Origin of the sequence: Maridesulfovibrio spiralis (SeqCode) (genome assembly GCF_048571135.1) — a bacterium.
GTDB lineage: Bacteria > Desulfobacterota > Desulfovibrionia > Desulfovibrionales > Desulfovibrionaceae > Maridesulfovibrio > Maridesulfovibrio spiralis.
Genome location: NZ_CP182344.1, coordinates 4,399,976 through 4,424,872, shown reverse-complemented (window position 1 = coordinate 4,424,872; position 24,897 = coordinate 4,399,976). Strand labels below are relative to the sequence as shown.

At 49.4% G+C, this 24,897-nt stretch carries 24 protein-coding genes; 13 read left to right on the top strand and 11 right to left on the bottom strand.

The window, feature by feature from the left end; translation table 11 throughout:
• Positions 1-9 precede the first annotated feature (9 nt).
• From ACNI29_RS19865 to ACNI29_RS19845, 5 genes are all read right to left on the bottom strand, one after another.
• Positions 10-960, bottom strand: coding sequence for an aminotransferase class IV (locus ACNI29_RS19865; protein ID WP_419780107.1), 951 nt, complete (start codon positions 958-960; stop codon positions 10-12).
• Positions 961-1,348: 388 nt separating this feature from the next.
• Positions 1,349-2,377 carry an aspartate-semialdehyde dehydrogenase gene (locus ACNI29_RS19860; protein ID WP_419780106.1) on the bottom strand — a complete coding sequence of 343 codons (1,029 nt, stop codon included), beginning with the start codon at positions 2,375-2,377 and terminating at the stop codon, positions 1,349-1,351.
• Positions 2,378-2,470: 93 nt separating this feature from the next.
• Positions 2,471-3,343 carry a methylenetetrahydrofolate reductase gene (locus tag ACNI29_RS19855; RefSeq protein ID WP_419780105.1) on the bottom strand — a complete coding sequence of 291 codons (873 nt, stop codon included), beginning with the start codon at positions 3,341-3,343 and terminating at the stop codon, positions 2,471-2,473.
• Between the two features lie 189 nt (positions 3,344-3,532).
• Positions 3,533-3,949: a (deoxy)nucleoside triphosphate pyrophosphohydrolase gene (locus tag ACNI29_RS19850; protein WP_419780104.1), complete on the bottom strand. Its 417-nt coding sequence runs from the start codon at positions 3,947-3,949 to the stop codon at positions 3,533-3,535.
• 148 nt (positions 3,950-4,097) lie between these two features.
• The gene (locus ACNI29_RS19845; protein WP_419780102.1) at positions 4,098-6,089 is read right to left on the bottom strand and encodes an ABC-F family ATP-binding cassette domain-containing protein; all 1,992 of its coding nucleotides are present in this window, start codon (positions 6,087-6,089) and stop codon (positions 4,098-4,100) included.
• A gap of 279 nt (positions 6,090-6,368) precedes the next feature.
• Between ACNI29_RS19845 and ACNI29_RS19840 the strand changes: the two genes are divergently transcribed.
• Complete coding sequence (locus ACNI29_RS19840; RefSeq protein WP_419780101.1) at positions 6,369-6,668, top strand: GIY-YIG nuclease family protein; 300 nt, start codon at positions 6,369-6,371, stop codon at positions 6,666-6,668.
• A 67-nt stretch (positions 6,669-6,735) separates the two neighbouring features.
• Here ACNI29_RS19840 and ACNI29_RS19835 read toward each other — a convergent pair whose 3' ends face one another.
• From ACNI29_RS19835 to ACNI29_RS19815, 5 genes are all read right to left on the bottom strand, one after another.
• Positions 6,736-7,323, bottom strand: a complete 588-nt coding sequence (locus tag ACNI29_RS19835; RefSeq protein ID WP_419780100.1) for a hypothetical protein — start codon at positions 7,321-7,323, stop codon at positions 6,736-6,738.
• Complete coding sequence (locus ACNI29_RS19830) at positions 7,324-8,892, bottom strand: sigma-54-dependent Fis family transcriptional regulator (protein WP_419780099.1); 1,569 nt, start codon at positions 8,890-8,892, stop codon at positions 7,324-7,326.
• A gap of 172 nt (positions 8,893-9,064) precedes the next feature.
• Positions 9,065-9,652 carry an indolepyruvate oxidoreductase subunit beta gene (locus ACNI29_RS19825; RefSeq protein ID WP_419780098.1) on the bottom strand — a complete coding sequence of 196 codons (588 nt, stop codon included), beginning with the start codon at positions 9,650-9,652 and terminating at the stop codon, positions 9,065-9,067.
• The gene (iorA, locus tag ACNI29_RS19820) at positions 9,652-11,496 is read right to left on the bottom strand and encodes an indolepyruvate ferredoxin oxidoreductase subunit alpha (RefSeq protein WP_419780097.1); all 1,845 of its coding nucleotides are present in this window, start codon (positions 11,494-11,496) and stop codon (positions 9,652-9,654) included. The genes ACNI29_RS19825 and iorA overlap by 1 nt, the downstream gene beginning before the upstream one ends.
• A gap of 156 nt (positions 11,497-11,652) precedes the next feature.
• Positions 11,653-12,303 (bottom strand): tetratricopeptide repeat protein, encoded by a 651-nt coding sequence (locus ACNI29_RS19815; protein ID WP_419780096.1) that lies wholly within the window; start codon positions 12,301-12,303, stop codon positions 11,653-11,655.
• Between the two features lie 308 nt (positions 12,304-12,611).
• On the opposite strand from ACNI29_RS19815, the gene ACNI29_RS19810 reads away from it, so the two are divergent.
• Both ACNI29_RS19810 and nadD read left to right on the top strand, forming a co-directional pair.
• The gene (locus ACNI29_RS19810) at positions 12,612-13,871 is read left to right on the top strand and encodes a glutamate-5-semialdehyde dehydrogenase (RefSeq protein ID WP_419780095.1); all 1,260 of its coding nucleotides are present in this window, start codon (positions 12,612-12,614) and stop codon (positions 13,869-13,871) included.
• 117 nt (positions 13,872-13,988) lie between these two features.
• Positions 13,989-14,639 carry a nicotinate-nucleotide adenylyltransferase gene (gene nadD, locus ACNI29_RS19805; RefSeq protein ID WP_419780094.1) on the top strand — a complete coding sequence of 217 codons (651 nt, stop codon included), beginning with the start codon at positions 13,989-13,991 and terminating at the stop codon, positions 14,637-14,639.
• Positions 14,640-14,748: 109 nt separating this feature from the next.
• Here the strand turns inward: nadD and ACNI29_RS19800 are convergent, their stop codons facing one another.
• The gene (locus ACNI29_RS19800; protein ID WP_419780093.1) at positions 14,749-15,762 is read right to left on the bottom strand and encodes a glycosyltransferase family 9 protein; all 1,014 of its coding nucleotides are present in this window, start codon (positions 15,760-15,762) and stop codon (positions 14,749-14,751) included.
• 251 nt (positions 15,763-16,013) lie between these two features.
• On the opposite strand from ACNI29_RS19800, the gene ACNI29_RS19795 reads away from it, so the two are divergent.
• The 10 genes from ACNI29_RS19795 to ACNI29_RS19750 all read left to right on the top strand — a co-directional run bounded on the left by ACNI29_RS19795 (position 16,014) and on the right by ACNI29_RS19750 (position 24,894).
• Positions 16,014-17,081 carry a hemolysin family protein gene (locus ACNI29_RS19795; RefSeq protein WP_419780092.1) on the top strand — a complete coding sequence of 356 codons (1,068 nt, stop codon included), beginning with the start codon at positions 16,014-16,016 and terminating at the stop codon, positions 17,079-17,081.
• 14 nt (positions 17,082-17,095) lie between these two features.
• Positions 17,096-17,512 (top strand): cytochrome c maturation protein CcmE, encoded by a 417-nt coding sequence (locus tag ACNI29_RS19790; RefSeq protein WP_419780091.1) that lies wholly within the window; start codon positions 17,096-17,098, stop codon positions 17,510-17,512.
• Positions 17,513-17,597: 85 nt separating this feature from the next.
• Positions 17,598-19,475 (top strand): heme lyase CcmF/NrfE family subunit, encoded by a 1,878-nt coding sequence (locus ACNI29_RS19785; protein ID WP_419780090.1) that lies wholly within the window; start codon positions 17,598-17,600, stop codon positions 19,473-19,475.
• Positions 19,476-19,485: 10 nt separating this feature from the next.
• Complete coding sequence (locus tag ACNI29_RS19780; protein ID WP_419780089.1) at positions 19,486-20,166, top strand: ABC transporter ATP-binding protein; 681 nt, start codon at positions 19,486-19,488, stop codon at positions 20,164-20,166.
• On the top strand, positions 20,159-20,836 hold the full coding sequence (locus ACNI29_RS19775; RefSeq protein ID WP_419780088.1) for a heme exporter protein CcmB: 678 nt from the start codon (positions 20,159-20,161) through the stop codon (positions 20,834-20,836). Before ACNI29_RS19780 ends, ACNI29_RS19775 begins: the two co-directional genes overlap by 8 nt.
• Positions 20,837-20,872: 36 nt before the next feature.
• Positions 20,873-21,538, top strand: a complete 666-nt coding sequence (gene ccsA / locus ACNI29_RS19770; RefSeq protein WP_419780087.1) for a cytochrome c biogenesis protein CcsA — start codon at positions 20,873-20,875, stop codon at positions 21,536-21,538.
• A gap of 19 nt (positions 21,539-21,557) precedes the next feature.
• Entirely contained in the window at positions 21,558-21,698 is a 141-nt protein-coding gene (locus ACNI29_RS19765; RefSeq protein ID WP_419780086.1) for a CcmD family protein, read from the top strand.
• Positions 21,688-22,308, top strand: a complete 621-nt coding sequence (locus tag ACNI29_RS19760) for a tetratricopeptide repeat protein (RefSeq protein ID WP_419780085.1) — start codon at positions 21,688-21,690, stop codon at positions 22,306-22,308. Before ACNI29_RS19765 ends, ACNI29_RS19760 begins: the two co-directional genes overlap by 11 nt.
• Before the next feature lie 487 nt (positions 22,309-22,795).
• The gene (locus ACNI29_RS19755; RefSeq protein ID WP_419780084.1) at positions 22,796-23,911 is read left to right on the top strand and encodes a branched-chain amino acid ABC transporter substrate-binding protein; all 1,116 of its coding nucleotides are present in this window, start codon (positions 22,796-22,798) and stop codon (positions 23,909-23,911) included.
• Between the two features lie 80 nt (positions 23,912-23,991).
• Positions 23,992-24,894 (top strand): branched-chain amino acid ABC transporter permease, encoded by a 903-nt coding sequence (locus ACNI29_RS19750; protein WP_419780083.1) that lies wholly within the window; start codon positions 23,992-23,994, stop codon positions 24,892-24,894.
• Positions 24,895-24,897: the final 3 nt, after the last annotated feature.

Here is a 24,897-nt window from a genome sequence, read left to right as displayed (position 1 = left end):
CCTTTCTTTTTAGCTCTTGATAATCGGTGTCCCTGTTTCGTGCAGGTCCTTTTGCAGCAATTCACGCATGCGTTTGCAGATGGGACCGGGGCGGACATCGTGGATGGGCTTTTTGTTGAAGCGGACAACACCTACTGCATCAATGGATGTTCCGCAGATGATGACTTCTTTGGCCAGCAGGATGTCTTCTTCGGAAATTGCCCTGAAATCCACTTCAATCTCATTTTCGATGAGTTGCAGAGCACGGGCAATGGTAGTCCCGGCCAGAGAGTTGGTAAATTTCGGAGTATAGAGTTTGCCATCCTGACTGACGATGCAGACGTTTTCGGTCGCACCTTCGGCGAGGAAGCTTAAGCTGTCAAAGCAGAAGGGAACATCAAAACCTTCTTCTTTGGCATTGATCTTCATCATTACGTTGGGCAGGTAGTCGATGGACTTGATTGTTGCCAGATAGGGCTGCTTGGCCGGAACCTTGCTTCTGAAGGCCGTTACGCCTTTTTCATACCATGATTCCGGTTTAGGCTCGTGCTTGTAAACTACGATGTACAGGGAGGGAACCGGGCATTCGTAAGGGTCAATCCCGAACCCGCCGGGCCCGCGCCCAAGCAGAACACGTACAAGACCTGAATCCACCCCTGAAGCCCCGGCAACCTCAAGGATGAGAGTTTCCAGCTCTTCCCATGGGCAGGGCGGTTCCAGACTGATGGTCCGTGCGGAGCGTTTCATGCGGCGCATATGCGGGGCCAGTTGGTACATTTTGCCGTCTACAAATTTCATGGTTTCAAATACGCCGTCACCACGATGCACCAGGTGGTCATCCCAGGGCATGAGCATGAGTTTGGGGTCGGTGCAAACCAGCCCGATACGGTGTTCATAAAAAGCACAGACTTTTTCGGTTCCCGCGCGCATGGCGGAAAGCATTGCATCGATGTATTCGTTCGCGTCAACTTTTCTAATCAATTCCAGACTCCGTAAAATTATATATACCCTTTCGGGGATCATAACCGCCATATGCTCTCACGGAATCCACTTCCGCAAAGCCGGATTACATTATCGCCAAAGCACGGGATTTCGCAAGAGGGAATACAAGACACAAAAAAACGGTGAAGCTTAGAAGTAAGCTTCACCGTTTCAGATTTTGTAAGGGAACATTTAATAAGTTTTGCATTAATCAAAACTATTAAAAGTTTTTGGGATTCTTGAACCCTTTTTACACAAATCCGCAGGAAAGCGGATTTGCCCGGTGCCTGAAAGCACCGCCCCGAAGGGGTAAGCCCCAGGAAGGGGCGCAATAAAAAGGGTTTAAGGCTCCCGGCAGGGTTCCCCGAAAGGGCCGCCGGAGGCGTTCCTATTTTACACGAACCAGATCACGTTCGATCAGGGTCTCAGCGATCTGTACGGTGTTGAGTGCAGCACCTTTACGGATGTTATCGGAAACGATCCACATGTTCAGGCCGTTTTCAATGGTTTCGTCTTCGCGGATACGTCCGACATATACATCGTCTTCACCGGTAGCGTCGATGGCCATGGGGTAGAGGTTCTTCTCGGGAAAGTCCACAACTGTTACGCCGGGAAAATTGGAAAGCATGTTGCGGCATTCCTCAACAGTAACTTTTTCCTCGGTTTCGATGTTTACGGACTCGGAGTGGCTGTAGAAGACGGGCACGCGCACGGTGGTAGCGGTGAGCTTGATTGAGTCGTCGCCCATGATTTTTTTGGTCTCGTTGACCATCTTCATTTCTTCTTTGGTGTAGCCGTTCTCCATGAAAACATCGATGTGCGGCAGGCAGTTGAATGCGATCTGATGCGGGTAGGTGCTGGGGACCACTTCTTTGCCGTTGAAAAGTCTGCTGACCTGAGTTTCCAGCTCGGTGATGGCTTTCTGTCCGGTACCGGATACAGCCTGATAGGTGGAAACAATGATACGCTTGATTTTGGCTTCGTCGTGAATGGGCTTCAGCGCAACAACCATCTGAATGGTGGAACAGTTGGGGTTGGCGATGATGCCGGGATGCCAGTCGAGATCTTCAGGGTTAACTTCAGGTACTACGAGAGGAATCTTGGGGTCCATGCGCCACTGGCTGGAGTTATCAACAACTACGCAGCCCGCTTTAGCAGCGAGGGGGGCGAATTTCTCGGAGGTTCCGCCGCCTGCGGAAAAAAGAGCCAGGTCAAAACCTTCAAAGGAATCTTCTTTCAGCTCGATAACGGTCAGCTCTTCGCCTTTATAGGGAACCTTGGTTCCGGCGGAACGGGCGGAAGAAAAAGGAACAATTTCGGATGCGGGGAAGTCGCGCTGCTCAAGCACTTTGAGCATTTCACGTCCAACCGCGCCTGTGGCTCCAACAACAGCAACTCTGGGATTTTTTGTACTCATAGCTAAACCTCCGTATTCTTGACCCGGACCATCGGCAGCCCGGTTTATCTGTTAATCTTTTGCAGCAGTGTTTCTGCTTTTCCAATAGCCGTATTAAAATTTTAATGCCTGACCGATTTCAAGGCAGGCTTTAGCTCTATTCAAGGTGTAAAGATGTACTCCAGGTGCGCCGCCGTCCAGCAGTTCCTGGGCCTGTCTGGTGGCGAACTTAATTCCCAGTTTGTAAACCGCTTCATCACCGCCATCAGCATGTGCTTTTTCCAGCGCGCTGAGGAATTTCCCGGGAATGGCCGCGCCGCACAGTGAAAGAATGAATTTGGCTGATTTAAGGCTCATGATAGGCAGTACACCGGGCAGAACCGGAACATCAATGCCCATGCCTTTCAGTCTGTCACAGAAGTCAAAGTAGACCCGGTTATCAAAAAAGAGCTGGGTGATGATGAATTCGCCGCCCTCGTCGATTTTGTACTTCATCCACTTGAAGTCTTCCTTGATGGAAGGGGATTCAAGGTGCGCTTCCGGGTAACCGGCAACAGCTATCCCTACACCGGGATGTTTATCCTTCACGTACGTAACAAGGTCGGAGCCGTGCTTGAAAGCCTGGGTGTTGAAGTCAAAATCCTCGTCATCAGCAGGAGCGTCGCCGCGCAGGGCAAGGATATTTTCGACATCCGCTTCCTGAAGTGCGGAAACAAATTCACTGATATTTTCCGGGCTGGCACCGACACAGGTAAGGTGTGCAAGAGGTTCAACACCCGCATCCTGCTTCATTCTTTTAACAATTTCAAGTGAATTGTCCTGTGTTCCTCCACCTGCGCCGTAAGTAACGGATGCGAAAAGAGGATTCAGAACTTTGAGCTTCTCTACAACTTCAAAAAATTTAGGCCACGACTCACGGTCTTTGGGAGGGAAAAATTCAAGAGAAATGAACTGTCCGTTTTTATTGATTAAATCGATGATTTTCATATTTTACTCCAATGCCTCCGGCGGCCCTATCGGGAATCCCTGCGGGGCTGATTTGATGCGCTTTGCGCTTTTTGATGTAAAGAATTTGCCTTCGGCGACCCTGCCGAGCCTCAAACCCTTTGAAAAGGGGGTGAGAATCCTGAACTTTTTTATTAGGGCTTCGCCGTTTAGGCAGAAATTGTGCGGGGATTATTTGTTTTGAAGAGCTTTTTCTCGCTCTTTCAGCAGTTCAAGAATTTCGTAATTCACGGGCAGGAATTTTACGTCACGCATGTCGGTCAGGTCGAACCAGTCAAACCGCTGGTTTTCCATAGAACTGACTTGGCCGGAAAAATCCCAGATGTCGAAAAAATTCAAGTGCACTGTATATTCGGGGTACTCTACAGTTTTTTCCATCCAGAAGTCAAAGTTTGTTGGTGTTATACCCAACTCTTCCTGTAATTCGCGAACCAGTGCATCTCCGAGTGATTCATTCACTTCAACCTTGCCGCCGGGGAATTCCCACCATCCGGCATAATCCTTACCCGCAGGACGTTCAGCAGAAAGGAAAAGGCCGTCTTTCCAGATAACTCCGGCAACAACTTCAATTGGATTTATTTTTGTCATTATTAAGATGGTTGGTTCAGGAAATTAATTCGCGAAGCGTAATAAAAGTTTTAGGAGAGTCCAGAGAACCCTTTTTCAAAAGGGTTCTTTGGTCCCGCTGAAAGCGCCGCCGGAGGCAAAATCTTTTAATTAAAAGCGTGTTAGCGTATCAGCTCTCTAATAATTGCTTCTTACGTTCTTCGAGTTCAGTTATTTCTTCTTCCAGAACGGCCATTTTTTCCATGAGTTCATCGGCCCATGCGCATGTCTCGGTATAGCGTGAATTTAGTTCTACTGCAGCCGCTCCGTCGTTATAAAGTGCGGGATCGTTGAGCTGTTCTTCCATTTCTGCCTGATCTTCCAAGGTCTTTTCAAGATCCTTTTCGAGTTTTTCGTACTCGGCAGTCTTGGGTTTTAACTCTTTGTAGAGAGCATTGCGGATTTCAGCCTGACGGCGTTTGTCTTCCTTACTCAGTTTACGCTTGGCTGGCTTGTAGCTGTCGTCGGATTCAGATGAACCGGAAGTACTTGTCGGTGCTGCGAGTTTTTCTTTGCGGTAGTTGTCGTATTCTTCAAATGAAAAGAATGTCTCGACTCCTGTATCTGTCAAAGCCCAGATTTCGTCGGCAACTTCACCAAGCAGATAGCGGTCGTGAGCGACAAAGAACAGGGTTCCGTCATAATCTTTCAATGCCCGGATCAAACCTTCACGACTTTCAAGGTCAAGATGGTTGGTAGGTTCGTCAAGAATAAGCAGGTTGGCCCTTGAAAGGAAAAGCGAGGCAAGGATAAGCCTGTTTTTTTCACCGCCCGAAAGAGCGGAAACCCTGCGTTCAAAATAGCCTTCACCGAGGAGGAAAAGGCCAAGCACGCTTTTGAGCTGTTCCTCTGTGGTATCAGGGTCGCAGAGACGGCGGATTTCGGAGAGCGCGGTAGCTTCCTCACGCAGAGTGTCGCTCTGGTGCTGGCTGAAGTATGCCAGAGAAGTGTTTTGTCCGACTTTGGCAAAACCAGCATTAGGTTTGAGGTTGCCCATGATTACTTTGAGCAGGGTTGATTTACCGGCTCCGTTTGGTGCAGCCAGCGCAACCTTTTTACCCCGGAAAAGCTGGAAGTTGAGCAGGGGCCAGATGGACGGCGGTTTGCCGTCATATGAAAATTCGAGATCAACTATGCTGATAGCTGCTTTGTCTCCACGAGAGGTCGGCGGCAGACGGAAACTCAGAGTCCGGCCGGAACGGTTGAGGTCGGCTTCTCCCTGAATCTTGTTCAGCTCCTTGGACATCTTTTCCACTTTCTTGATCTTGGACTGAGCCTGAGCGGCCTTGCGGGCCTTTACGCGGAAGCGGTTGATGTAGGAGTTTTCAGCTTCGATGCGCGCGGAAAGTTTGGCAGCTTCACGGCTGCGCTGTTCGGCGTTTTCAGCCTGCCACTTCAGGAATTCGGTGAAGTTGCCGCGTCTTACTGTGGGACGTCCGGAGCCGAGGAAAAGTACATGAGTACCTACCTTGTCCAGAAAAATACGGTCGTGTGCAACATAGATTACAGCACCACGGAAGGAGAGCAGGTAGCTTTCCAGCCATTCAACTGCCTCAAGGTCAAGGTGGTTGGTAGGTTCGTCAAGCAGCAGCAGATCCGCACCCTGCAGCAGCACGCGGCCAAGCTTGGCGCGTTCACGCCAACCACCGGAAAGTTCTTTGATCTTGCTGAGCAGGTCGTGATCGGAAAAGCCAAGCCCGGTCAGGATGGTGCGGGCTTTGTGTTCCGGGTTGTATCCGAACTGGTGTTCAAGTTCTGCCTGTTTTTCGGAAAGGCGTTCCATGAGAGCCTGATCATTTTTCTGCCCGGCTTCTTCCCACTGTTCCCAGAGTTTGTTCCATGAAGGCAGTGCTGAGAGTACCCAGCTGAGCAACGTGTGTTCAAGGATTTCCCCGGTAAGTTCCTGCGCAACATAGCCGAGGCGTGCGCCTTTGGAGATGGAAAGTACGCCGGCATCCGGTTCGATTTTTCCGGCTATGAGTTTAAGCAGGGTGGATTTACCGCAACCGTTCGGTCCGGCTACGGCAAGGCGCATCCCGGCACTCACTTCGAATGAAAGGTCGCTGAAAAGGTCTTCACCGTTGTAGGATTTCTCAAGGGATGAAATGGTAATTCTGGGCATCTGATCTCCGAATACAGGTCTTGTCGGCCCTAAAGTAAAGGCAAATTATTTGATTCGCTTCGCGATTATGATATTTGATTTCGTCTCCGGCGACCAAAGGGACTAAGCCTCTTTGGAATCCCTATCTGTGTGGGGTGTTGCTGGAGATTGAGAACGAAGAAAAATATATGGAGATGCTTAAGAAAGCAAGGGCAAATGGTCCTACGGAGACGTTAATTAGCAAATATCAAATAGGAATAAAGTTTTGACCCTATAACAACTAAAAGTTATCTCAAATTCATGAGCACATGGTACGTATATCTCCTGCGTTGCAGCGACAATTCCCTCTATTGCGGTGTGACTACCGACCCTGAACGCAGGCTGAAGGAACATAATTCCGGTACAGGCGCGAAATATACCCGCTGCCGTCTTCCGGTGATCTTTGAAGCATACGAATCTTTCCCGGGTAAACGGGCTGCCTATCGTGCAGAATATGCGGTGAAGCAAAAGCGAGCAGCCCAGAAAGTGCGCTTTCTTAAAGAGTTGGCAAGCCAAGCCGAAAAACAAGAACAGTCTGAGAAGAATATCCGCGAAGCATAATAAAAGGGTTTAAGCTGCCGGAGGCAAAATCTTTCAATCAAAAAAGCGCGACGAGCGTCAAATCAACTTACTCAAATTTAAACAAAGAATCTGAAGTTCGGTTGAAATTTTCCACTTCTTCCTGCTGATCCGGGCTGAGATTATGCGGCTCCCATTGTTTGCAAAGCTCCTGCGGTTCACGAGCCCGGTTGCGTACACGGATCACAGCTAGACTGCGTTTTCCGGTAGGGATGAAAGTTGTACGTACCAGATGGCAGTCTATATGTGCAGTGAAGCAATCAATATTCTCGCCCCCATCTATGCATTGTCCGACCGACACGGTAGACCAGTCTCCGATTTCAGGCATGTCAACTTTCGCAGTGCGGTTCAGGATCATGCGGACACTGGCGGTGCAGTTCTTGTTGTCAAAATAGAAATCATGATGGGTGATATGTTTGAAAGACCGCTCATCACTTCCATCGGGGAAAAGCTTGATGGATACGCTTAGCTGTTTTTCTGTGGTGATGTGTTCTGAGTCAAAAGGAATTAGAAAGGGTTGCCCCGGTAACTGGTTAGCACCGGAACAACCCGTAATAATCAATGTAAGCAGGCAAAGAGCAGCCACGAAGATAGGCTTGGAATGGCCTTTTCCGGCGTGCTTTGAAGTCTGCATCATTTATTTCTTCTTTTTTGCGCCCGCGTATTTCTTGACGTCAATGTTGTACTTTTTGACCTTGTAGTTGACGATACGGTAGCTGACCCTCAGGTCGCGAGCTGCCTGTAACATGTTACCGCGAGCTTTTTTCAGGGAGTCTACCAGTAGTTCCTGCTCGAATTTAGCCACAGCTTCACCGAAAGAAAGTGAGGTGTCAGTGGCGGTTGATTCTGCTGTCTGCAGAGTCGGTGGCAGGTGGTAGGTTCTGATTACCTCTTCTTCGCAGATCAGAACCGCACGCTCGATGCAGTTTTTCAGCTCACGGACGTTCCCCGGCCAGTGGTACTGGGTGAAGAGGTCGATGGCAGGACTGGATATACGTTTGATCTGTTTGCCGTATTCTTCGGAAAACATATCGAGGAATTTTTCAGCCAGTGGGAGGATGTCTTCACGTCTTTCACGCAGATGCGGGATGAAGATGGGGAAAACATTGATGCGGTAGAACAGGTCTTCCCTGAATTTACCTTCACGCAGCAGGGTTTCGAGGGGCTGATGTGTAGCGCAGATCAGGCGAACGTCAACTGCGATAGGCTGTTCGGAGCCGACGCGCTGAATTTCCTTTTCCTGAATTGCGCGCAGAACCTTGGCCTGTGCGTCAAGAGAGAGTTCCCCGATTTCGTCGAGGAACAGGGTTCCGTTGTTGGCGATTTCAAAGAGACCGCGCTTGTTCTGGTATGCTCCGGTGAAAGCACCTTTCTGGTGACCGAAAAGTTCACTCTCAACCAGTTCCGCAGGCAGTGCTGCACAGTTGAGCTTAACCAGCGGCTTGTCCCTTCTGGGGCTGCAGGAATGGATAGCTTCGGCAAGAAGTTCTTTGCCTGTACCGGATTCCCCGCGAAGCAGTGCAGTCGCACGGCTGGGTCCGACCTGACGGGCCTGGCGGAGAACTTGTTTCATGCTCTTGGAAGTGGCTACGAAATCTGCAGGCGGGGGAATATCCACCGCTCCGGGCATCATGCCCTGAGAAAGCATCTGGGCCTGCATGGACATCTCTTCCTGTAGGCGGGAAACCTGATTGGAAATAAGAGCCGCCACAACTTCAAGAAAATGTTTGTGCTCCAGCAGGTCGTCCATGGGCAGGATCGGGGAATCAACGCTCAGCGCGCCGAGAACTTCCTGATTACCATCAGAGTCAGTACTCTTGATGGGTACGCAGATGAAAGATAATTTTTTCTGTTCTTCCTCAGACCTGTTGAAAGCTTTGTTCAGCAGCTGATTGTCGTCCGACATTCTGGGGATGATTACAGATTCACCTGTTTCATAGACCTTGCCCACCACTCCTTTTCCCGGAGCGTAAGTCGCTGTGTAATCCTTTGCCGGGCTGTGGGTGATGGAAAGCTTCAGCTTTTCCGATTCCGTGTCCATAATGGCCAGGAATGCACGTGGGAAGTGGAGGTCTTTGGACAGAACTTCAAGGATCGCATTGAGGCTGGGTTCCAAATCGTGATGGGGAGCTACAGAATCAAGAATTTCACTCAAAGTTGAAAGATAGATATTGTCCACTCGTTCCGTCAGTCCGTTTCTAGTCATTTCTTTACTCATGCCGTCCAGGCTGTTTTAGATTTCAGCTTTGTCGGAGCCCCATAGACTCCGTGGTTCCGGCCTAAAATTGTGATGGCGCATCGGGAGTATCCTCCCGAGATGGTATACTGTTCTGTAAAGTCGACAGCCGCATGGAGTCATGCGGCTGTCGATTGTTTACTTATGAAATTGCCTTAACTCCGAGTTCCAGAGCTTTCAGGTTGATGTCCGCAATTTTCGGTTTCATGACTGATTTGATTGTTTCAGCCAGTTCTTCGGGTTTCAACGGAATGCATCCTGTGGCGCAAAGCGCTCCGAGCAGGGCGATGTTACCGCTCTGCACGGCTCCGGCTTCAAGGCCTAAACTCTGGCAGGGCAGGTAGTATGCTTTTCCTGCGCAGCTGGCAACCTTTTCCTTGATGGTTTCAAGGGGAGTGTTTTCTGCTTTACCGGTGCATACGGAAAGGGGCGGAACATATTCGGTGCTGGAAAGCACAGTGCCGCCGGGTTTCAGGTAAGGCAGGGCGCGCAGAGTCTCCAGAGGCTCAAAGCCAAGGATTACGTCAGCTTCTCCGTGTCCGATTTTAGGGGAAGCCAGACCGATAAGCAGTGCGGATTCAACAACACCGCCGCGCTGGGCCATTCCGTGGATTTCACCGGCAGTAACATCGATACCGCAGTCAAGAACCGCCTGTGCGAGGAGGTTGGTGGCTGTCAGGGTCCCCTGTCCGCCGACCCCGGTCATGAATATACGCAACTTAGTATCCATTAGCTGCTCCTTTTCCGGGCTTTTATATCTTTAGTCAGCTGCAGGCAGAGCATACAGCCGGAACAAAGGATTTCGTTGATTTCAACACCTTCCGCAGTCTTTTCGAATGCGGGACAGGCCAGTTCTTCCATTACCTTGAGCACTTCTTCAGTCTGATTTTCAACGTAAGCGGTGCGCACAGGGGCTTTTTTGAGGGTTCTGCGGGCGAAAAGCGGGCAGGGGTCCTTAGCGATAAGAACACGGACGCCGCTCATGGCTTTAAGTTCCTCAAGAGCCTTGGTGGTGGCTTTCTGATTCAGCGGGCTGACGGTGCGGATTTCGGTTACGCCGCAACCTTTAACGATGGACTCGATGTCTACCTGTGCAGGGTTGGAGCCGAGCGCGGTTGTTTCAACACCGGGGTGCGGCTGATGCCCTGTCATGGCTGTGGTAGAGTTATCAAGGATCACCAGCAGGATATCGTGCTGGTTGAATACAGCGTTAACCAGTCCGGTGATACCGGAGTGGAAGAAGGTTGAGTCGCCGATGAAGCCGACTACAGTCTGGCCTGCTGCGCGGGCAGCTCCGGAACCGGCAGAGATGGAGGAACCCATGCAAAGCAGGAAGTCCGCAGCGTTGAGCGGAGGCAGGATGCCGAGAGTGTAGCAACCGATGTCGGAAGAACATACTGCATCAGGACCGAATACCTTTTTAACTGCGTAGTAAGCAGCACGGTGGGTGCAGCCTGCACAGAGGTTCGGCGGACGCATGGGCAGTCCCTCTTCTGCGGGACAGTTGTCGATCTCTTCAACTTCCATGCCCAGAACTTCGTGGATAACCGCGGTAATGTTCAGGGTGGAGTATTCGTCGTTCAGGGGCAGCAGAGCATTATCTTTACCGATAATTTCTACTGCAATGGAGTTCTTCTGAGCCAGAACCCTGAGTTCATTCTCAAGGAAAGGCTCGAGTTCTTCCAGAACAACGACTTTTTCTACGGAAGAGATGAAGTCGGTGAGCATTTTGGTGGGCAGCGGATAAGTGAAGCCCAGCTCAAGGATTTTAAATTTATCTGCAAGACCGGTATCGGCCAGTGCATCTGCGAGGTATGCTCTACAGATACCGGAAGATACGATACCAATTTTTCCGTTACCGGAAACTTTGTTGTACTTGGAAGTCTCGGCCATCTCGCGAAGCTTTTCGAGCTTTTCAAGAAGATCCACGTGCATTCTGCGTGCAAAAGCCGGGATTGGTACAAACTGAGCAGGATTCTTTTTGAATCCTTCAGCAGGAGCAAGCTTGGCTATATCACCGTACTCAACAGGACCACGAAGGTGGTTTACGCGTGTGGTGGTTCGCAGAAGGAAGGGAGCAGACATTTCGCGTGACATGTTCAGTGCATCGCGGGTCATGTCTTTTGCTTCCTGAGCAGAGGAAGGCTCGAAGCAGGGCATGCCTGCAAGGCGTGCATAGTAGCGGTTGTCCTGCTCGTTCTGGCTGGAGTGGCATCCGGGGTCGTCTGCGGAAAGCAGAACCATACCGCCGGGAGTACCGGTATAGGCCAGGGTCATGAGCGGGTCAGCTGCGACGTTTACGCCGACATGTTTCATAGTGGTCAAGGTCATTGCACCGGCTAGAGTGGCGCCGCCGCCAACTTCCAGTGCGACCTTTTCATTGACCGAGTATTCGAAAGTGAAGTCACCTTCCGGGGAAAGACGGAAGAAAGTGTCCGGTACTTCGGAGGAGGGTGTTCCGGGGTAACAGGTAACAACCTGAATACCAGCTTCAATAGCGCCTCTGACAATGGCTTCATTGCCGAGAAGCAGCTTTTTCATGCCCGGACTGTCCTTGAGAAGGGGGTGAGCCATGAATGTGCTCCTTAGGTCATGTGGTTAACAGAATGTTCACAAACGCACGACTGTTGAGTCTCAGCGGGGATCCGGCCCCATTGGTTAATGCCGGAGCCCCGGTCTGCGTCTCATCACATCACGCAGTCGTACACTTATGATCAGCCTGTGATAAATTTAGAGTTTGGCTTTAAGTTCGTTGATCTTGATTTCAAAGTAGGGAGCTTCCTGCGGGGAGCTGGTCAGCAAACCCTGATATGCTTCAACAGCAAGCTGAATGTTGCCGGCCTGCTCTGCTGCTTCGGCAAGGACTCTGCCTACAGTTGCTGCGTATTCTTCTCCTGCACTGTCCTTAAGACTCTGCAGAATGGGAAGAGCTTCAGAAGCTTTGTTCTCAAGCATCAGGCATTTTGCTTCGCCGAGACCTGCAACGGGGGCCATTTCAGGGCTGGATTTACCTACAGCTGCCCATGCAGCTTTTGCTTCAGCGTAGCGGGAAGAATCCATCAAAGACTTAGCAAGCGCCAGTTGAACTGCAGGTTTCATGGATGACGGAGCGTTTTTTTCGAAGTCAGCCAGTGCCTTGGCCTGTTCTTCTCCGCTGTATTTGATCAAAATGGTTCCCATCTCGCTCTGGGCTGCGATCAGTTGTTGGTGGTTCATGTATTTGAAACCGGCTGTTCCTCCTGCAATAAGAAGGATAGCCGCAATCCCGGCTGCAATCATTTTTCCGTTCTTAAAGATGTAGTCGAGAACAGGGTGCAGGCTGTCGGGGGTGGATTCGTGAACCTGATTCAGAATGTCCTGTGTAGTGTTTTGTTCTTCCATTTTAAAGGAATGCCTCCATGAAAATTTTATACAAAGTTGAAGTGCGCTATATAAAGCAGTCTGACAAAAAGGTCAAAAATGTAAGTTTGAGTTAAAGTGTTGTAAAAAAAGGATAAAGTATAAAGTGTTTGAAAAAGATTACAAAAAAAGAAAAAATAATTCTATATATTTCCCATTGAAAACCCTCAGTGGCTGCTTACATTGGTAAATGGTAGTTGACTTTTTTGCAATATCCTTAGTAGCCAAAAAGGATGAATCGGCGGAAATAATGATAATTCAGTCAATATAAATGTCTTTGAGGTATATTTATGAGTCATTCAGAAGCAATGAAAGCGGTGGCCGTTAAGGCCAAGGAAGCTTCCCGTAAAATAGCCTGTGCCGATGGAACCGCGCGTAATGCGGCGATCATCGAACTGGCGGCTTTGCTGGAGCAGGAAAAAGAATTTATTTTTGCAGAGAACAAAAAAGATCTTGATGCAGCTAAAGAACGTGGGCTGGATCAGGCCCGTCTGCAGCGTCTTGAGATCACTCCGTCTGTCCTGGATTATATGATTCAGGGCTGCAACGAGGTTGCCGGACAGGCCGACCCTGTCGGTGAGATCGAAAAGATGGAGCGCCGTCCAAATGGTATGATGGTTGGTAAAATGCGTATCCCGCTGGGCGTTATAATGATGATTTTTGAATCCCGCCCCAACGTTACCGTTGATGCCGCAGTGCTTTGCCTTAAAGCGGGTAACTCGGTTATTCTGCGTGGTGGTTCCGAAGCGATTTATTCCAACCTCGCGCTTGCCTCCCTGCTGCAGAAAGCTCTCGGCAAAGCAGGTCTTCCCGCAGAGGCTGTTCAGGTTGTTGAAGTGACCGACCGTGAAGCGGTCAGCGAACTGCTCAAACTTGATGAATATATCGATGTTGTAATCCCCCGTGGTGGTGAAGGGTTGATCCGTGCGGTTGTTTCTCAGGCAACCATGCCCGTTCTCAAGCATTACAAGGGTGTCTGTCACATCTATGTGGATAAGGATTGCGAAATCCCCGAAGCTATGGACATCATCAAGAATGCCAAGGTTCAGAAGCCTGCAGCCTGTAACTCGCTTGAGTGTCTGCTGGTGCATGAAGATATTGCCAAAGAGATTCTTCCTTCACTTGGAATCCTGCTCAATGCTTGCGGTGTAACTTTGAAAGGTTGTCCCCGCGCGATGCCTCTGCTGGGAGCGAAGGCCATTGCAGCTGATTTTGACGATTGGGGTATGGAGTATCTCGATCTTATTCTGTGCGTCAAAGTTGTCAGCACACAGGATGAAGCGCAGGATCACATTGCCCGCTACGGTTCCAACCATAGTGAAGTCATCCTGACCAAAGATCATGCCCGTGCAATGCGTTTTATCCGTGAAGTCGATGCTTCCATGGTCGGTGTGAACGCGTCCACCCGTTTCAACGACGGCGGGCAGCTCGGACTTGGTGCGGAAATCGGTATTTCCACCTCCAAGCTCCATTCTTACGGTCCCATGGGCGCAACCGAATTGACCAGTACTAAGTTCGTACTGCTCGGCAACTGGGACGTCCGTAATTAAGATGCCTCCGGCGTCTGGAGAAGGGAAACTTTTGGAAAAAGTTTCCCTTCTCCAGACGCCATCCCTTCAAAACTTTTCAGTATGGCTTCGCCTCCTTTCTTGGAAAATTTACTTCATATGAAAATAGGTCTTTTCGGCGGCAGTTTTAATCCAATTCATTCGACGCATATTGATGTGGCGAATGGTGTGATGAATCGTCTTGGGCTGGATAAGGTTTTGTTTGTCCCTGCGGGGAACCCTTATCACAAGGAGCAGGGCGAAATGCTTCCTGCTGCTTTGCGTTTTGAACTGGTGGAAAGGGCAGTGCAGGACTATGAAGGACTTGAAGCCAGCGATATTGATATTTCAATTGATGGCCCGACGTATACAATTGATACTTTGCGTGAGGCTGTGCATCGTTATCCGGGTGCAGAACTTTATTTTTTGATGGGACAGGATTCGCTGGAAGCGTTTACCACCTGGAAGGATTGGCAGCAGATCCCGAAGCTTGGCAATGTGGTTGCGGTTAGCAGGGCGGAAGCCGACCATGGGGCCATGGCGCAGGAGCTGGAACGGATTTTTCCTGAGCTTGAAAAGGCCGGGGATAATCGCTGGAATCTGCCGGGCGGAAAGTTGATTTACATAATCGGAGATTTTGATTTTGTAATCAGCTCTACTCAGGTGCGTGAAGAGTGGAGAGCTGGAAAAGATATTTCGAATCTAGTTCCGAAAGCTGTCGCTGAAAGTCTGAGCCAACATAAAAAAGATTTATCTCAATTCTGGCGTTAGCAGATAAAGAATTTTAGTAATATTTTGAGCCCACCCCAGCGAAGTTTATTAAAAGTTTCTCTGGTCCCGCTGAAGGCGACTCGCGGTAGCGCCGCCGGAGGCAAGCGCGTCAGCGCATCAAATTCTGTATTTTCTCAAATACCTCTTCAGGTGTGATTTTCCTCAGGCATTCGCGGTCTTTTTTGCAGTTGCTTTTACCGTGCAGTGAGCAGGGGCGGCAGTCCATCTCTGACTCTAGAACTACATCCTGCGGTCCGGCGGGGTAGAATCCCCATGCTTTGGAAGTCGGCCCGAACATGGCGATAACCGGGGTGGATACGGCTGCGGCAAGGTGCATAGGGCCGGAATCCCCTGTGATGAGCAGGGTGGATTTTTCCAGCAGGGCACAGGTCTCGCGCAGTTGCAGCTGGCTGGTGAAATTGCAGCTTGATCCTTGCGGTTCAAATACATTTTTATCCCGTCCGATTATTGCCCAGCGGATTCCATTTTCATTCAGCATTTCTATGAGAGCCTGCCAGTTTTCTTTCGGCCACGCTTTGTCGGGGTGGGTGGCGTAAGGGTGCAGGGCAATGAATTTTTGACCCAGATCATGTTCTTCGATCAAAGTTTGGGCGATATTTCTTTCATCTTCAGTGGGATAGATGCGCGGCAGCAGCTCTGATGCTTCCGGAATTTCCCTTTCAATGGCTGCTGCGTAGCGTTGGGTTACACGCAGCCCGGAAAGCTTGTCGTTCAGTTTTGCGGAGCGGGTGAGCTTGAAGGTGCGGCGTTCCAGTGAAAATTTGTTGTATCTGGAAACTTTGCCTTTCCAGCGTGCGCCGAGGATTCTGGAACGCAGGGTGGAGTGCAGGTCGATGAGTTCACAGCCTTTGTATTCAGAAGCGATCTCTCCGGCTTTTTTTATCCAGGTCAGATCGCCGAGGTCTTTTTTGTCAAGGCTGATGACATTTGTGATATGAGGATTATTTTCTAATACAGGGCTGCTGGATATTTTGGTGATTACTGTGAAGGTGCAGCCGTATTTTTCAGCCCAGTATTCGATTACTCCGGTGGTCAGGACTACGTCCCCGAGGGCACTGAGTCTGAATATTACTTTGTGGTTTGTGTTTGTCATCGCGCGCATATTTTAATTGTGAAGCGCAAAAGGTCAATGTTTTTTACAGGAGTTAAATTTAGTAGGTACAATTATTTTTTTTCGACCTAACTGTTTGAACTCTTGCTAATTTTGCCTAATAATTTTATTTTGTATTAAAACCGTAGGGAATCGGACTGAGCCGTCCTATTTCTGTTGCACCACTATCTCCCTTCTGGTACTGATGCCAGTATCAAAAAGAAGCCACATGGTGCTATTTTATAACCTCAACACAAAATTTAATGCTGGAATTAATACTTTCCGTCAGTGTTGCTACACTTATTTCCGCTTACTGTTCAGTCAGTGAAGCCGTCTTTTATTCCTTTCCTTGGAGCAGGATTGAAACTCTGCGCAAGGAAGGTCACAAGTCCGGGGCAATTCTTCATAAGTTGCGTTCCAATGTGGATCGGCCAATCACTGCAATTTTGACTCTCAATACAGTTGCTCACACTGCCGGGGCTGCCTTCGCAGGTGCCGCATGGTCCACCGTTTACGGTGTCGAAACCCTGCCTTGGTTCACTCTCGGATTCACCATCGTTATTCTCGTCCTTTCTGAAATTTTACCAAAGACCATCGGTGTTCTCTATTGTGAACCACTGGGGCGGGCGTTGGCTCGACCCATGGAAATTTTGATTTGGATTTTTCTTCCGGTAATCTGGATTTGTGGAATCTTTTCCCGTCTTGTTAGTCGTAACAAGGCATGCGAAGGACCGCAGGCCACGGAAGATGACATAAGAGCTATGGTCAGCCTGACCAGGAGATCCGGGGCGATTAAACCGTATGAAGCCCTCTCAATTGCCAATATTTTGTCGTTGGACGACAAAATTGTTGAGCAAATTATGACACCCCGGACTGTTGTGTTCTCTCTTCCTGCTGAGATGACCGTAGCGGAGGCCCATGTCAAGTACAGTGCATGGCCCCACAGCCGTATTCCTGTGTATGAAGGGGATGATCCCGAAGACATTGTCGGGGTTATTTACAGGCGTTCCGTTTTCGAAGCGCTTGCCGATGATCATGATGATGTTAAGCTATCCGAATTGATGAAACCGGTCCGTTTTGCGCTGGAAAATATCACTTTGGATAAGCTGCTGGTGAAATTCCTTGAAAGCCGCATGCACCTTTTTGTGGTGCTTGATGAATACGGTGGAATGTCAGGGGTTGTAACCCTTGAAGATGTTATGGAAGAGATCCTCGGAAGCGAGATTGTGGACGAGACCGATCAGGTCGTCGATATGCGTGAGCTCGCCCGTAGGAGAAGAAAAGAACTGGTCGTCAGCAAGGAAGAAGATTCCGCTGACGTTTCGAAATAGAACGGAGAACTAGAATGGCCAAGAAAGGCGGAAAAGGCGTCTATTTTGCCGCCTTGATCCTTTTTCTAGGTGGGTTGGGATATCTGATTTATTCAGGAATCTCACAGGATAGCGTGTACTTCCTCAATGTCTCTGAAGCACTTGCAATGGAAGAGTCCGAGCTTGGACAGGCCCGGTTGTTCGGTAAGGTTGCTCCTCAGAATATTGAGTCTAAACCTGGTGGTCTGGGCGTTTCTTTTGATCTTACAGATCAGGAAAAAGCCGTAGGGACTATCCGTATAGACTACAGTGGCGCTGTGCCTGATACCTTCAAAGAAGGGGTTGAGGTTATTGTTGAAGGGAATTTTGTTAATGGACATAAAATGTTCAAAGCCACTTCCCTGATTACCAAATGCCCGTCCAAGTATGAAAAGGAAAATCGCGAAGGGTGATCCTTAGCGTTGGTGCTCCGGCGCGCACTTGTTCCGGAGTTTTCCGTTTTTAAAAAGAATTTATCCGTAATGGAGTAAATATAGTATGCAGCTATTTGCCAACCTTTTGCTCCTCATCGCCTTACTTGTGGCGTTGGGGGCGGGTGCTTATGCGTGTCTTGCCTTGCTTACAGGCAAACGCAATGTGCTGGATTTAATCGATAAAGCCAATATGGCTATTGCCGGTTTGATTACTGGTTCCAGTATTATACTGACTATCGGTCTTGTGAACAGGGACTATTCTTTCAAATACATTTACGAATACGTAGATAACACACTTCCCATATTCTATACGCTTACAGCATTCTGGGCCGGAGCTGACGGTTCACTGCTTTTTTGGATGCTTTCCATTGCGATTATGGGTGTCATTTTTGCGAGATTTTCTCTTTTTCAAGAGTTTTCCGAGAAAACAAGACTTTACTACTGGCTGTTCTACATGGTGGTGCAGGCTTTCTTCCTGCTCCTGCTGACCAGCTGGTCCAACCCTTTTATGGAACTTGTGCCCACTCCGGCAGATGGTCGCGGACTTAACCCGCTGCTGCGTAACCCCGGCATGATTTTCCATCCGCCGCTGCTGTTCCTCGGCTATGCCGGATTCACCAGCCCCGCGGCTCTTGCTCTTGCATCTTACATTTCCGGTGAATTGAAATCATGGGTTTCTTTCTGCCGTAACTGGAATATTCTGGCTTGGATTTTTCTTACTGCCGGTATCGTTCTCGGTTGCTGGTGGTCCTATATGGAGCTCGGCTGGGGTGGGTACTGGGCATGGGATCCTGTGGAGAACGCCTCCCTCATTCCGTGGCTAAGTGCTTCCGCTTTTATGCATACAGCAATTATCCAGATCAAGCGTAAGGCATTGCATAGGACTAACGTATTCCTCATGGCTTTGACCTTGCTGCTCTGTATCTTTGCTACCTATCTCGTTCGTTCCGGTGTTGTGCAGTCCCTGCATGCATACGGTGAGAACGGCGTTGCTCTGCCATTGCTGATTTTTCAGCTTTCTAATCTGGCTCTCATCGCGGTGGTTCTGGTTGCCGGTCCCCGTCCTGAATCCAGAACCCTTTCCGGCCTGAACAGCAGGCAGGGTATGCTGGTGATTGCAGCATGGGCTTTTTTGGGTCTCGGCCTTGTTGTTGGACTGGGAACCATGTGGCCGGTTATCAGCAAAATGTGGAGTGCGAACCCTGTCGGTCTGGATGCTCGGTTCTACAACCGTGTTTGTCTGCCGTTGTTCAGCCTGATCATCCTCATTTTTACAGTTTGCCCTTGGTTCAACTGGAAAGAAGGCATCTTTGACAAACGTGGGCTGTTTCTGGTCGGTGGAGCTTTTGTCGGCGGCGGTGCAATCAGTTACGCCTGCGGTCTTCATAATCCCCTCGGCCTGATTACCAGTGCCGCTTCTATTGCATCTCTGGTCGGAATTCTCGGCGTTTTCGCCTTTATTCCCCAGTTGCGCAAAGTCCGCTCCATGATTGGGGTTTACGGACTGCACTTCGGGGTGGCTCTTATGTTCCTCGGTGTTGCGTGGTCCGGTCCCAATAAAATTGAACATCAGTATGTGGTTCAGCAGGGCGAAAGTGTTAAGCTCGGCGAATACGATGTTACATATAAAAAGCTTACAGAAGGCCAGACTCCTGAAATGGCGCATATCTCCGCTATTCTGGAAGTCACTGAAAACGGTAAGATGGTCGGTTTGCTCGCTCCCGAGCGGAGATTGTACCGCAACTTTGATCAGCCTTTTGCTGAAGTATCGGTCATTCCCAGCCTCGGCAGTGAAATCTACGCTACACTTTTAAGTGTTGATGCAGAGGGTAATGCCACCTTGAAGATGAGCCTTAACCCGCTCATTAACTGGCTCTGGATCGGCGGTACTTTGATGTGCCTGTTCGGATTTATGGCTTTTAGAAAACCGAAACTGAGCTAGGCGGATTGCAGTGGCAGAGAATGAAAGTATAGCCCTTAAGGTGCGCAAAGCAGCCAAGTTCTTCGGAACAAGGCTGATTTTCAAGGATGTAAGTTGCGATGTTAAACGCGGAGAGATTCTTCTCGTGGTAGGTCGCAACGGGGCTGGTAAGACTACCCTGCTCAAAATCATGGCCGGGCTTTCGCGGCCTTCGGCCGGGGCTGCCGAGATTTTGACTGAGCCGGAGAAGACTGCCTATCTTGGGCATGCCACCTTTATTTATCCGCGCCTCAGCGGTTTGGCGAACCTTTCATTCTGGGCTTCCATGTATGACCTTTCGCCTTCCCGTGAAGAACTGATGGCTTTGCTGAAACGTGTAGGACTCGAACGGGCTGCTGAAGAGCAGGCCGGGTCCTATTCCAGAGGTATGGCCCAGCGTTTGAATCTGGCTCGCGTTTTTCTCGTCAATCCGGATCTTCTTTTTCTGGATGAACCGGGGACCGGGCTTGATCAGGCATCGCTGACCCTGCTTCGCGAAGAAGTCGTGGCCTTACGGAATCGAGGCACTGCCATTGTCTGGATCAGTCATGATGTGAACCATGATACTGCACTTGCGGACCGAGTCCTCGGACTTGCAGGACGCAAGATGGCTTATCTTGGTTCCGCAGCAGAGTTCGACCCTGAAACCGTATTGGGAGGGGAGAATGCTTAAGCGTGGATTGACTATCGCGGCCAAGGACCTGCGTCTTTCCATCGGCGGAGGGCAGGGGCTGACACAGGCGGTTCTGCTGGGGTTGCTGCTGATTTTTGTCTTCAGCTTATCCCGTCCGGCCGGACAGCTGGTTGAACCGCAGGCGGCCTCGGCCATTTTCTGGCTGGCATCTTCCTTTGGGCTGGTTTTGGTTTTCAATACTTTGTTTTCAATGGAAGAATCAAATGAAGCGCGTTTGGGACTGCTTTCATCGCCTGTTCCCCTGCACGCTGTCTGGTTCGGTAAAGGCCTTGCCGGGTTCGGGCTGCTGCTTTGTTCGCAGCTTGTGTTTCTCCCGGCAACGATTGTATTTCTCGGTCAGGACATGAAAGGGTCGTTTGCGGTTTTTGCTGCAACCCTGCTGGCTGCGGACTGGGGACTGGTCGCCCTTGGAGCTTTGCTTGGAGCAATCTCTCAGGGGCAGGCCGCGCGGGAATCTTTACTTTCCGTGATCCTTTTTCCGCTGATGCTGCCTATCCTGCTGGGTGCTATACAATTGATGACTTCGGTTTTTTCCGGGGTTAACCTGATGGACGAGAGTTCCTGGATGGGCATTATTGTTGCCGCCTCGGCTCTTTTCAGCGGTGCGGGCCTGATCCTTTTTCCTTTTGTATACAGCGGCGAGCAATAGCCACGCCGTTCAATATAGTTTTACGGAGTTTTATAAATGAACCTTGCAATCGCAGCACTGCTGGCTGGTGTAGCACTTTGTGCCGGGCAGTATCTTATCTGGATGTATGCTCCCATTGAGATGACTATGGGGTTGGTCCAGAAGATTTTTTATGTCCACATGCCAATGGCGGCTTGGGCCATGATCAGTTTTTTCGTGGTTTTTCTCGCCAGTGCGGCGTATTTGCTGAAACGTGATATCAAGTTTGATTACATTGCCGGGGCAGCGGCTGAGATCGGTGTGGTCTTCAGCGGTCTTGCCCTGATAACCGGGTCTATCTGGGGCAGGGCGGCATGGAATGTCTGGTGGACATGGGATCCGCGGCTGACCACTACATTGATTATGTGGTTTGTTTATGCTGCTTATCTTGTGTTACGCACTTCGCCCATGTCTGCTGAGCGCCGCTCACTTGTTTGTGCTGTTCTCGGAGTTGTTGCATTTGTTGATGTCCCTCTCGTTTTTTATTCTGCGCGACTCTGGAGAAGTGTGCACCCCAACGTAATCGGTGCGAAGGGCGGCGGAATGGAGCCTGAAATGTTGACCACTCTGCTGGTCAACATCGCTGCATTCGGTTTGTTCTGGCTGGTTCTGCTGGCTGTGCGGTACAAGCAGGTCAGGCTTTCAGGTGAACTGGATGCCAAGATGGTCTGGGATCAGGATTAATAATCAGGAGTAAATATATATGAATACCGAAACTTATCTCTTAATTGCGAATGTAGCAGTATGGTCTGTTCTGGCCGGATATCTGGCATTCATTGCAGCTAAGGCTGCATCCATGGACCGCCGTATCAGGCAGATGGAGATGCTCGATAATGACAAGTAAATCTCTCAAGGATTTTACACTGAGTGGCGGACAGAAAGCTGTTGTCTGGTTGCTCGGTGCTGTATTGGTTGCCCTGTTCATTTCATCGCTTACTTACCGTATGAACCATCCCGGCAATAAGGTTGAGTTTCAGCAGCAGAGCAAAGGCGGCGGAATGCCCGGTGGCATGGATGGCATGAATGAAGAGGCCATGAAGCACGTGCGTGAACTTATGGAACGTATGGGCAAGGAACCTGATAATCTGGAAATCCAGCTTGAGCTTGCTAATTCTTTCATGATGATCCGCGCTTATGGCCGTGCTCAGACTTTCTTCGAGAAAGTGGTCAGCGTAGAACCCCAGAACATTCAGGCTCTCATGGGACTGGGGATGTGTTACTATCAGGCTGAACAGTTTGAACAGGCTGCGGTAACATTTGATAAGATTGTGGCTATTAATCCTGATGACGCCATGGCAGCGTTCAATGCCGCTATCGTCAAAAAGTATTATTTACACAAACATGAGGAAGCTGACGCACAACTCAAAAAGATTGTGGACAATCCCAAATCTTCAGCTGAAATGAAAAAGCGTGCAGAAGAAGAGCTGAAAAAAGATGCTCACGCTGATCAGTAGTTTTCAGCAAAGTTAAAAAAAGTCGATTTTAAAAGGGAATTCGTGAAAACGAATTCCCTTTTTTTCGTTTATGCAACATTCGAGATGTTTTTTTTATTCAAAGAGCAATAGTGAACGCTTGCCCCGACGATTCTTTTTTTAATGGCTAAATTTTAATGGTAAACAGACTATTTTTTTACGAGTAGGTTGATTTGGCTTACTTTATTCGTAAATTGCAGCCAATCATTGACAAGTTTGCTCAATGCTGGCTAGTTAATAATTAAAGCTGATTGAGTTTCTCGCAATTTTAATATGTCCGTCTTGCCGGATCTGGACATGGTTGCGTGAAAATCAGTTAATTATCGAAGTCTGTTGTTTTCAACAGCAGTAATAACATGATAGGGTTATTCACGTTTCTTACTTGTGGCGAAGAGGCACGAGTGTTTCGCAGGTGAATACGGTAACCGGGCTTGAAAAGCCCATATTAACACAGTCAAGGAGTGTTATGATGAAACGTTCATTGCTGGTCCTGCTGGTCGCAGCCATGATGACCATTGGTTCTTTCGGTTCTGCTTCAGCAGGCAAAGTTATTCTCGGTGTCCCCGGGGCTCATAGTGGCGACCTCGCAGCTTACGGACTGCCTACAGTGGATGCTGCCAAACTTGTTGTTAAGTCCATCAACGAATCCGGTGGTGTAAATGGAATGCAGGTTGAATTATCCGCACAGGATGATCAGTGCAAACCTGAATTCGCCACCAACGCAGCCATGAAACTTCTCTCTGACGGCGTTACCGTTGTTCTCGGACATATCTGCTCCGGTGCAACCAAAGCTGCACTGCCTATCTATAAAGATTCCAATCTGGTCTGCATGTCTCCTTCTGCTACCAGCCCCTCGCTGACTCTTAGCGGAGACTACCCCAACTTTTTCAGAACTATCGCTTCCGATGACGCTCAGGGCGCACTGGCAGCTATGTTCGCCATTGAAAAGCTCGGCCTTAAAAAGCCTGCCATCATTCACGACAAGGGTGACTACGGTAAAGGTTTTGCTGAGTTCACTATGAAGTACATCAAAGAAAAAGGCGTTGAGCCTGTTCTTTTCGAAGGTGTTACCCCCGGTGCTGTAGACTACTCTGCTGTAGTACAGAAAGTTAAAGCTTCCGGCGCTGACGGCGTTATCTTTGGTGGTTACCACCCTGAAGCTTCCAAGATCGTATCCCAGATGCGTAAGAAAAAAATGACCATTCCTTTCCTGTCTGACGACGGTGTAAAAGCTAAGACTTTTATCGACATCACCGGTAAGGCTGCTGAAGGTGTTTACGCAACCGGTCCTCAGGATATCACTGTTAACCCCATGTACAAGGTTGCTCTGGACCAGTTCAAGGCTGCTAACAGCGGTAAAGAACCCGGTGCTTTCTACTTTGAAGCATACTCCGCCGCACTGGCACTGCTCAAAGCTATCGATCACGCCAAATCCACCGACTATGATAAGATCGTAGAAGCTCTCCGCACCCACGAAGTTGAAACTCCCGTTGGTAAGATTAAGTTCGACGCCAAGGGCGACGCTATCGGTGTAGGTTTCTCCGTTTATCAGGTTAAAGATGGCGAGTACGTAGAAGTTAAATAAACTTCTGCGCTTTTAAGCAATTCCGGTTCAGGGGGCAGGCACATTGCCTGTCCCCTGACTCTTGATTCAGCAGGGTCCAAATGGAATATTTTCTGGAATTATTTTTCTCCGGTCTGACCAGGGGCAGCATTTATGCTCTTATCGCCCTTGGTTACACCATGGTTTACGGTATTATTGAGCTGATTAACTTTGCCCACGGCGAAATCTATATGATTGGTGCCTTTGTGGGACTTGTTGTTGCGGGTGTTTTGAGCAGTTTCGGCTTTCCCGCTGCATCCATTGTTATTCTGGCCACCATTGCGGCTGTTATCTATGCGGCTTCATATGGCTATACCATCGAAAAGATAGCATACCGTCCGCTGCGTGGTGCGCCTAGACTCTCTCCGCTCATTTCCGCAATCGGTATGTCCATTTTTCTTCAGAACTACGTAATGCTTTCTCAGACTTCAGACTTTCTGTCTTTTCCCAGTCTGATTCCTGAGTTCGGCTTCCTTAAAAACTATGAGTCCATGGTCGGCTCCACCGATTTTCTGATTATCGTGGTGGCTGCAGGCGTTATGGTCGGGCTCAACCTTTTTATCAAATTCACCCGTCTGGGCAAGGCTATGCGCGCCACCGCACAGAACCGCAAGATGGCCATGCTGGTCGGTATTAACGTAGACCAGGTTATCTCGGCAACCTTTGTTATCGGTTCAGCTTTGGCTGCAATCGGCGGTGTCCTGATTGCTTCCCATATCGGGCAGATCAACTTTTTCATCGGATTTATCGCAGGAATCAAGGCCTTCACAGCTGCAGTTCTCGGCGGAATCGGTTCCGTTCCCGGCGCTATGCTTGGCGGACTGATCCTCGGCTGGACTGAAAGTTTCTGCACCGGATATGTTTCCAGTGATTACGAAGACGTTTTCGCCTTTGCACTGCTGGTTCTCATCCTCATCTTCAGACCTTCCGGACTGCTCGGAAAGGCTCCGATCCAGAAGGTGTAACAG

Coding starts and splice junctions, on each gene's coding strand:
- ACNI29_RS19860 (WP_419780106.1), bottom strand. CDS start 2,377: ATGAGTACAAAAAATCCCAGAGTTGCTGTTGTTGGAGCCACAGGCGCG.
- ACNI29_RS19855 (WP_419780105.1), bottom strand. CDS start 3,343: ATGAAAATCATCGATTTAATCAATAAAAACGGACAGTTCATTTCTCTT.
- ACNI29_RS19850 (WP_419780104.1), bottom strand. CDS start 3,949: ATGACAAAAATAAATCCAATTGAAGTTGTTGCCGGAGTTATCTGGAAA.
- ACNI29_RS19845 (WP_419780102.1), bottom strand. CDS start 6,089: ATGCCCAGAATTACCATTTCATCCCTTGAGAAATCCTACAACGGTGAA.
- ACNI29_RS19840 (WP_419780101.1), top strand. CDS start 6,369: ATGAGCACATGGTACGTATATCTCCTGCGTTGCAGCGACAATTCCCTC.
- ACNI29_RS19835 (WP_419780100.1), bottom strand. CDS start 7,323: ATGATGCAGACTTCAAAGCACGCCGGAAAAGGCCATTCCAAGCCTATC.
- ACNI29_RS19830 (WP_419780099.1), bottom strand. CDS start 8,892: ATGACTAGAAACGGACTGACGGAACGAGTGGACAATATCTATCTTTCA.
- ACNI29_RS19825 (WP_419780098.1), bottom strand. CDS start 9,652: ATGGATACTAAGTTGCGTATATTCATGACCGGGGTCGGCGGACAGGGG.
- iorA (WP_419780097.1), bottom strand. CDS start 11,496: ATGGCTCACCCCCTTCTCAAGGACAGTCCGGGCATGAAAAAGCTGCTT.
- ACNI29_RS19815 (WP_419780096.1), bottom strand. CDS start 12,303: ATGGAAGAACAAAACACTACACAGGACATTCTGAATCAGGTTCACGAA.
- ACNI29_RS19810 (WP_419780095.1), top strand. CDS start 12,612: ATGAGTCATTCAGAAGCAATGAAAGCGGTGGCCGTTAAGGCCAAGGAA.
- nadD (WP_419780094.1), top strand. CDS start 13,989: ATGAAAATAGGTCTTTTCGGCGGCAGTTTTAATCCAATTCATTCGACG.
- ACNI29_RS19800 (WP_419780093.1), bottom strand. CDS start 15,762: ATGCGCGCGATGACAAACACAAACCACAAAGTAATATTCAGACTCAGT.
- ACNI29_RS19795 (WP_419780092.1), top strand. CDS start 16,014: ATGCTGGAATTAATACTTTCCGTCAGTGTTGCTACACTTATTTCCGCT.
- ACNI29_RS19790 (WP_419780091.1), top strand. CDS start 17,096: ATGGCCAAGAAAGGCGGAAAAGGCGTCTATTTTGCCGCCTTGATCCTT.
- ACNI29_RS19785 (WP_419780090.1), top strand. CDS start 17,598: ATGCAGCTATTTGCCAACCTTTTGCTCCTCATCGCCTTACTTGTGGCG.
- ACNI29_RS19775 (WP_419780088.1), top strand. CDS start 20,159: ATGCTTAAGCGTGGATTGACTATCGCGGCCAAGGACCTGCGTCTTTCC.
- ccsA (WP_419780087.1), top strand. CDS start 20,873: ATGAACCTTGCAATCGCAGCACTGCTGGCTGGTGTAGCACTTTGTGCC.
- ACNI29_RS19765 (WP_419780086.1), top strand. CDS start 21,558: ATGAATACCGAAACTTATCTCTTAATTGCGAATGTAGCAGTATGGTCT.
- ACNI29_RS19760 (WP_419780085.1), top strand. CDS start 21,688: ATGACAAGTAAATCTCTCAAGGATTTTACACTGAGTGGCGGACAGAAA.
- ACNI29_RS19755 (WP_419780084.1), top strand. CDS start 22,796: ATGAAACGTTCATTGCTGGTCCTGCTGGTCGCAGCCATGATGACCATT.
- ACNI29_RS19750 (WP_419780083.1), top strand. CDS start 23,992: ATGGAATATTTTCTGGAATTATTTTTCTCCGGTCTGACCAGGGGCAGC.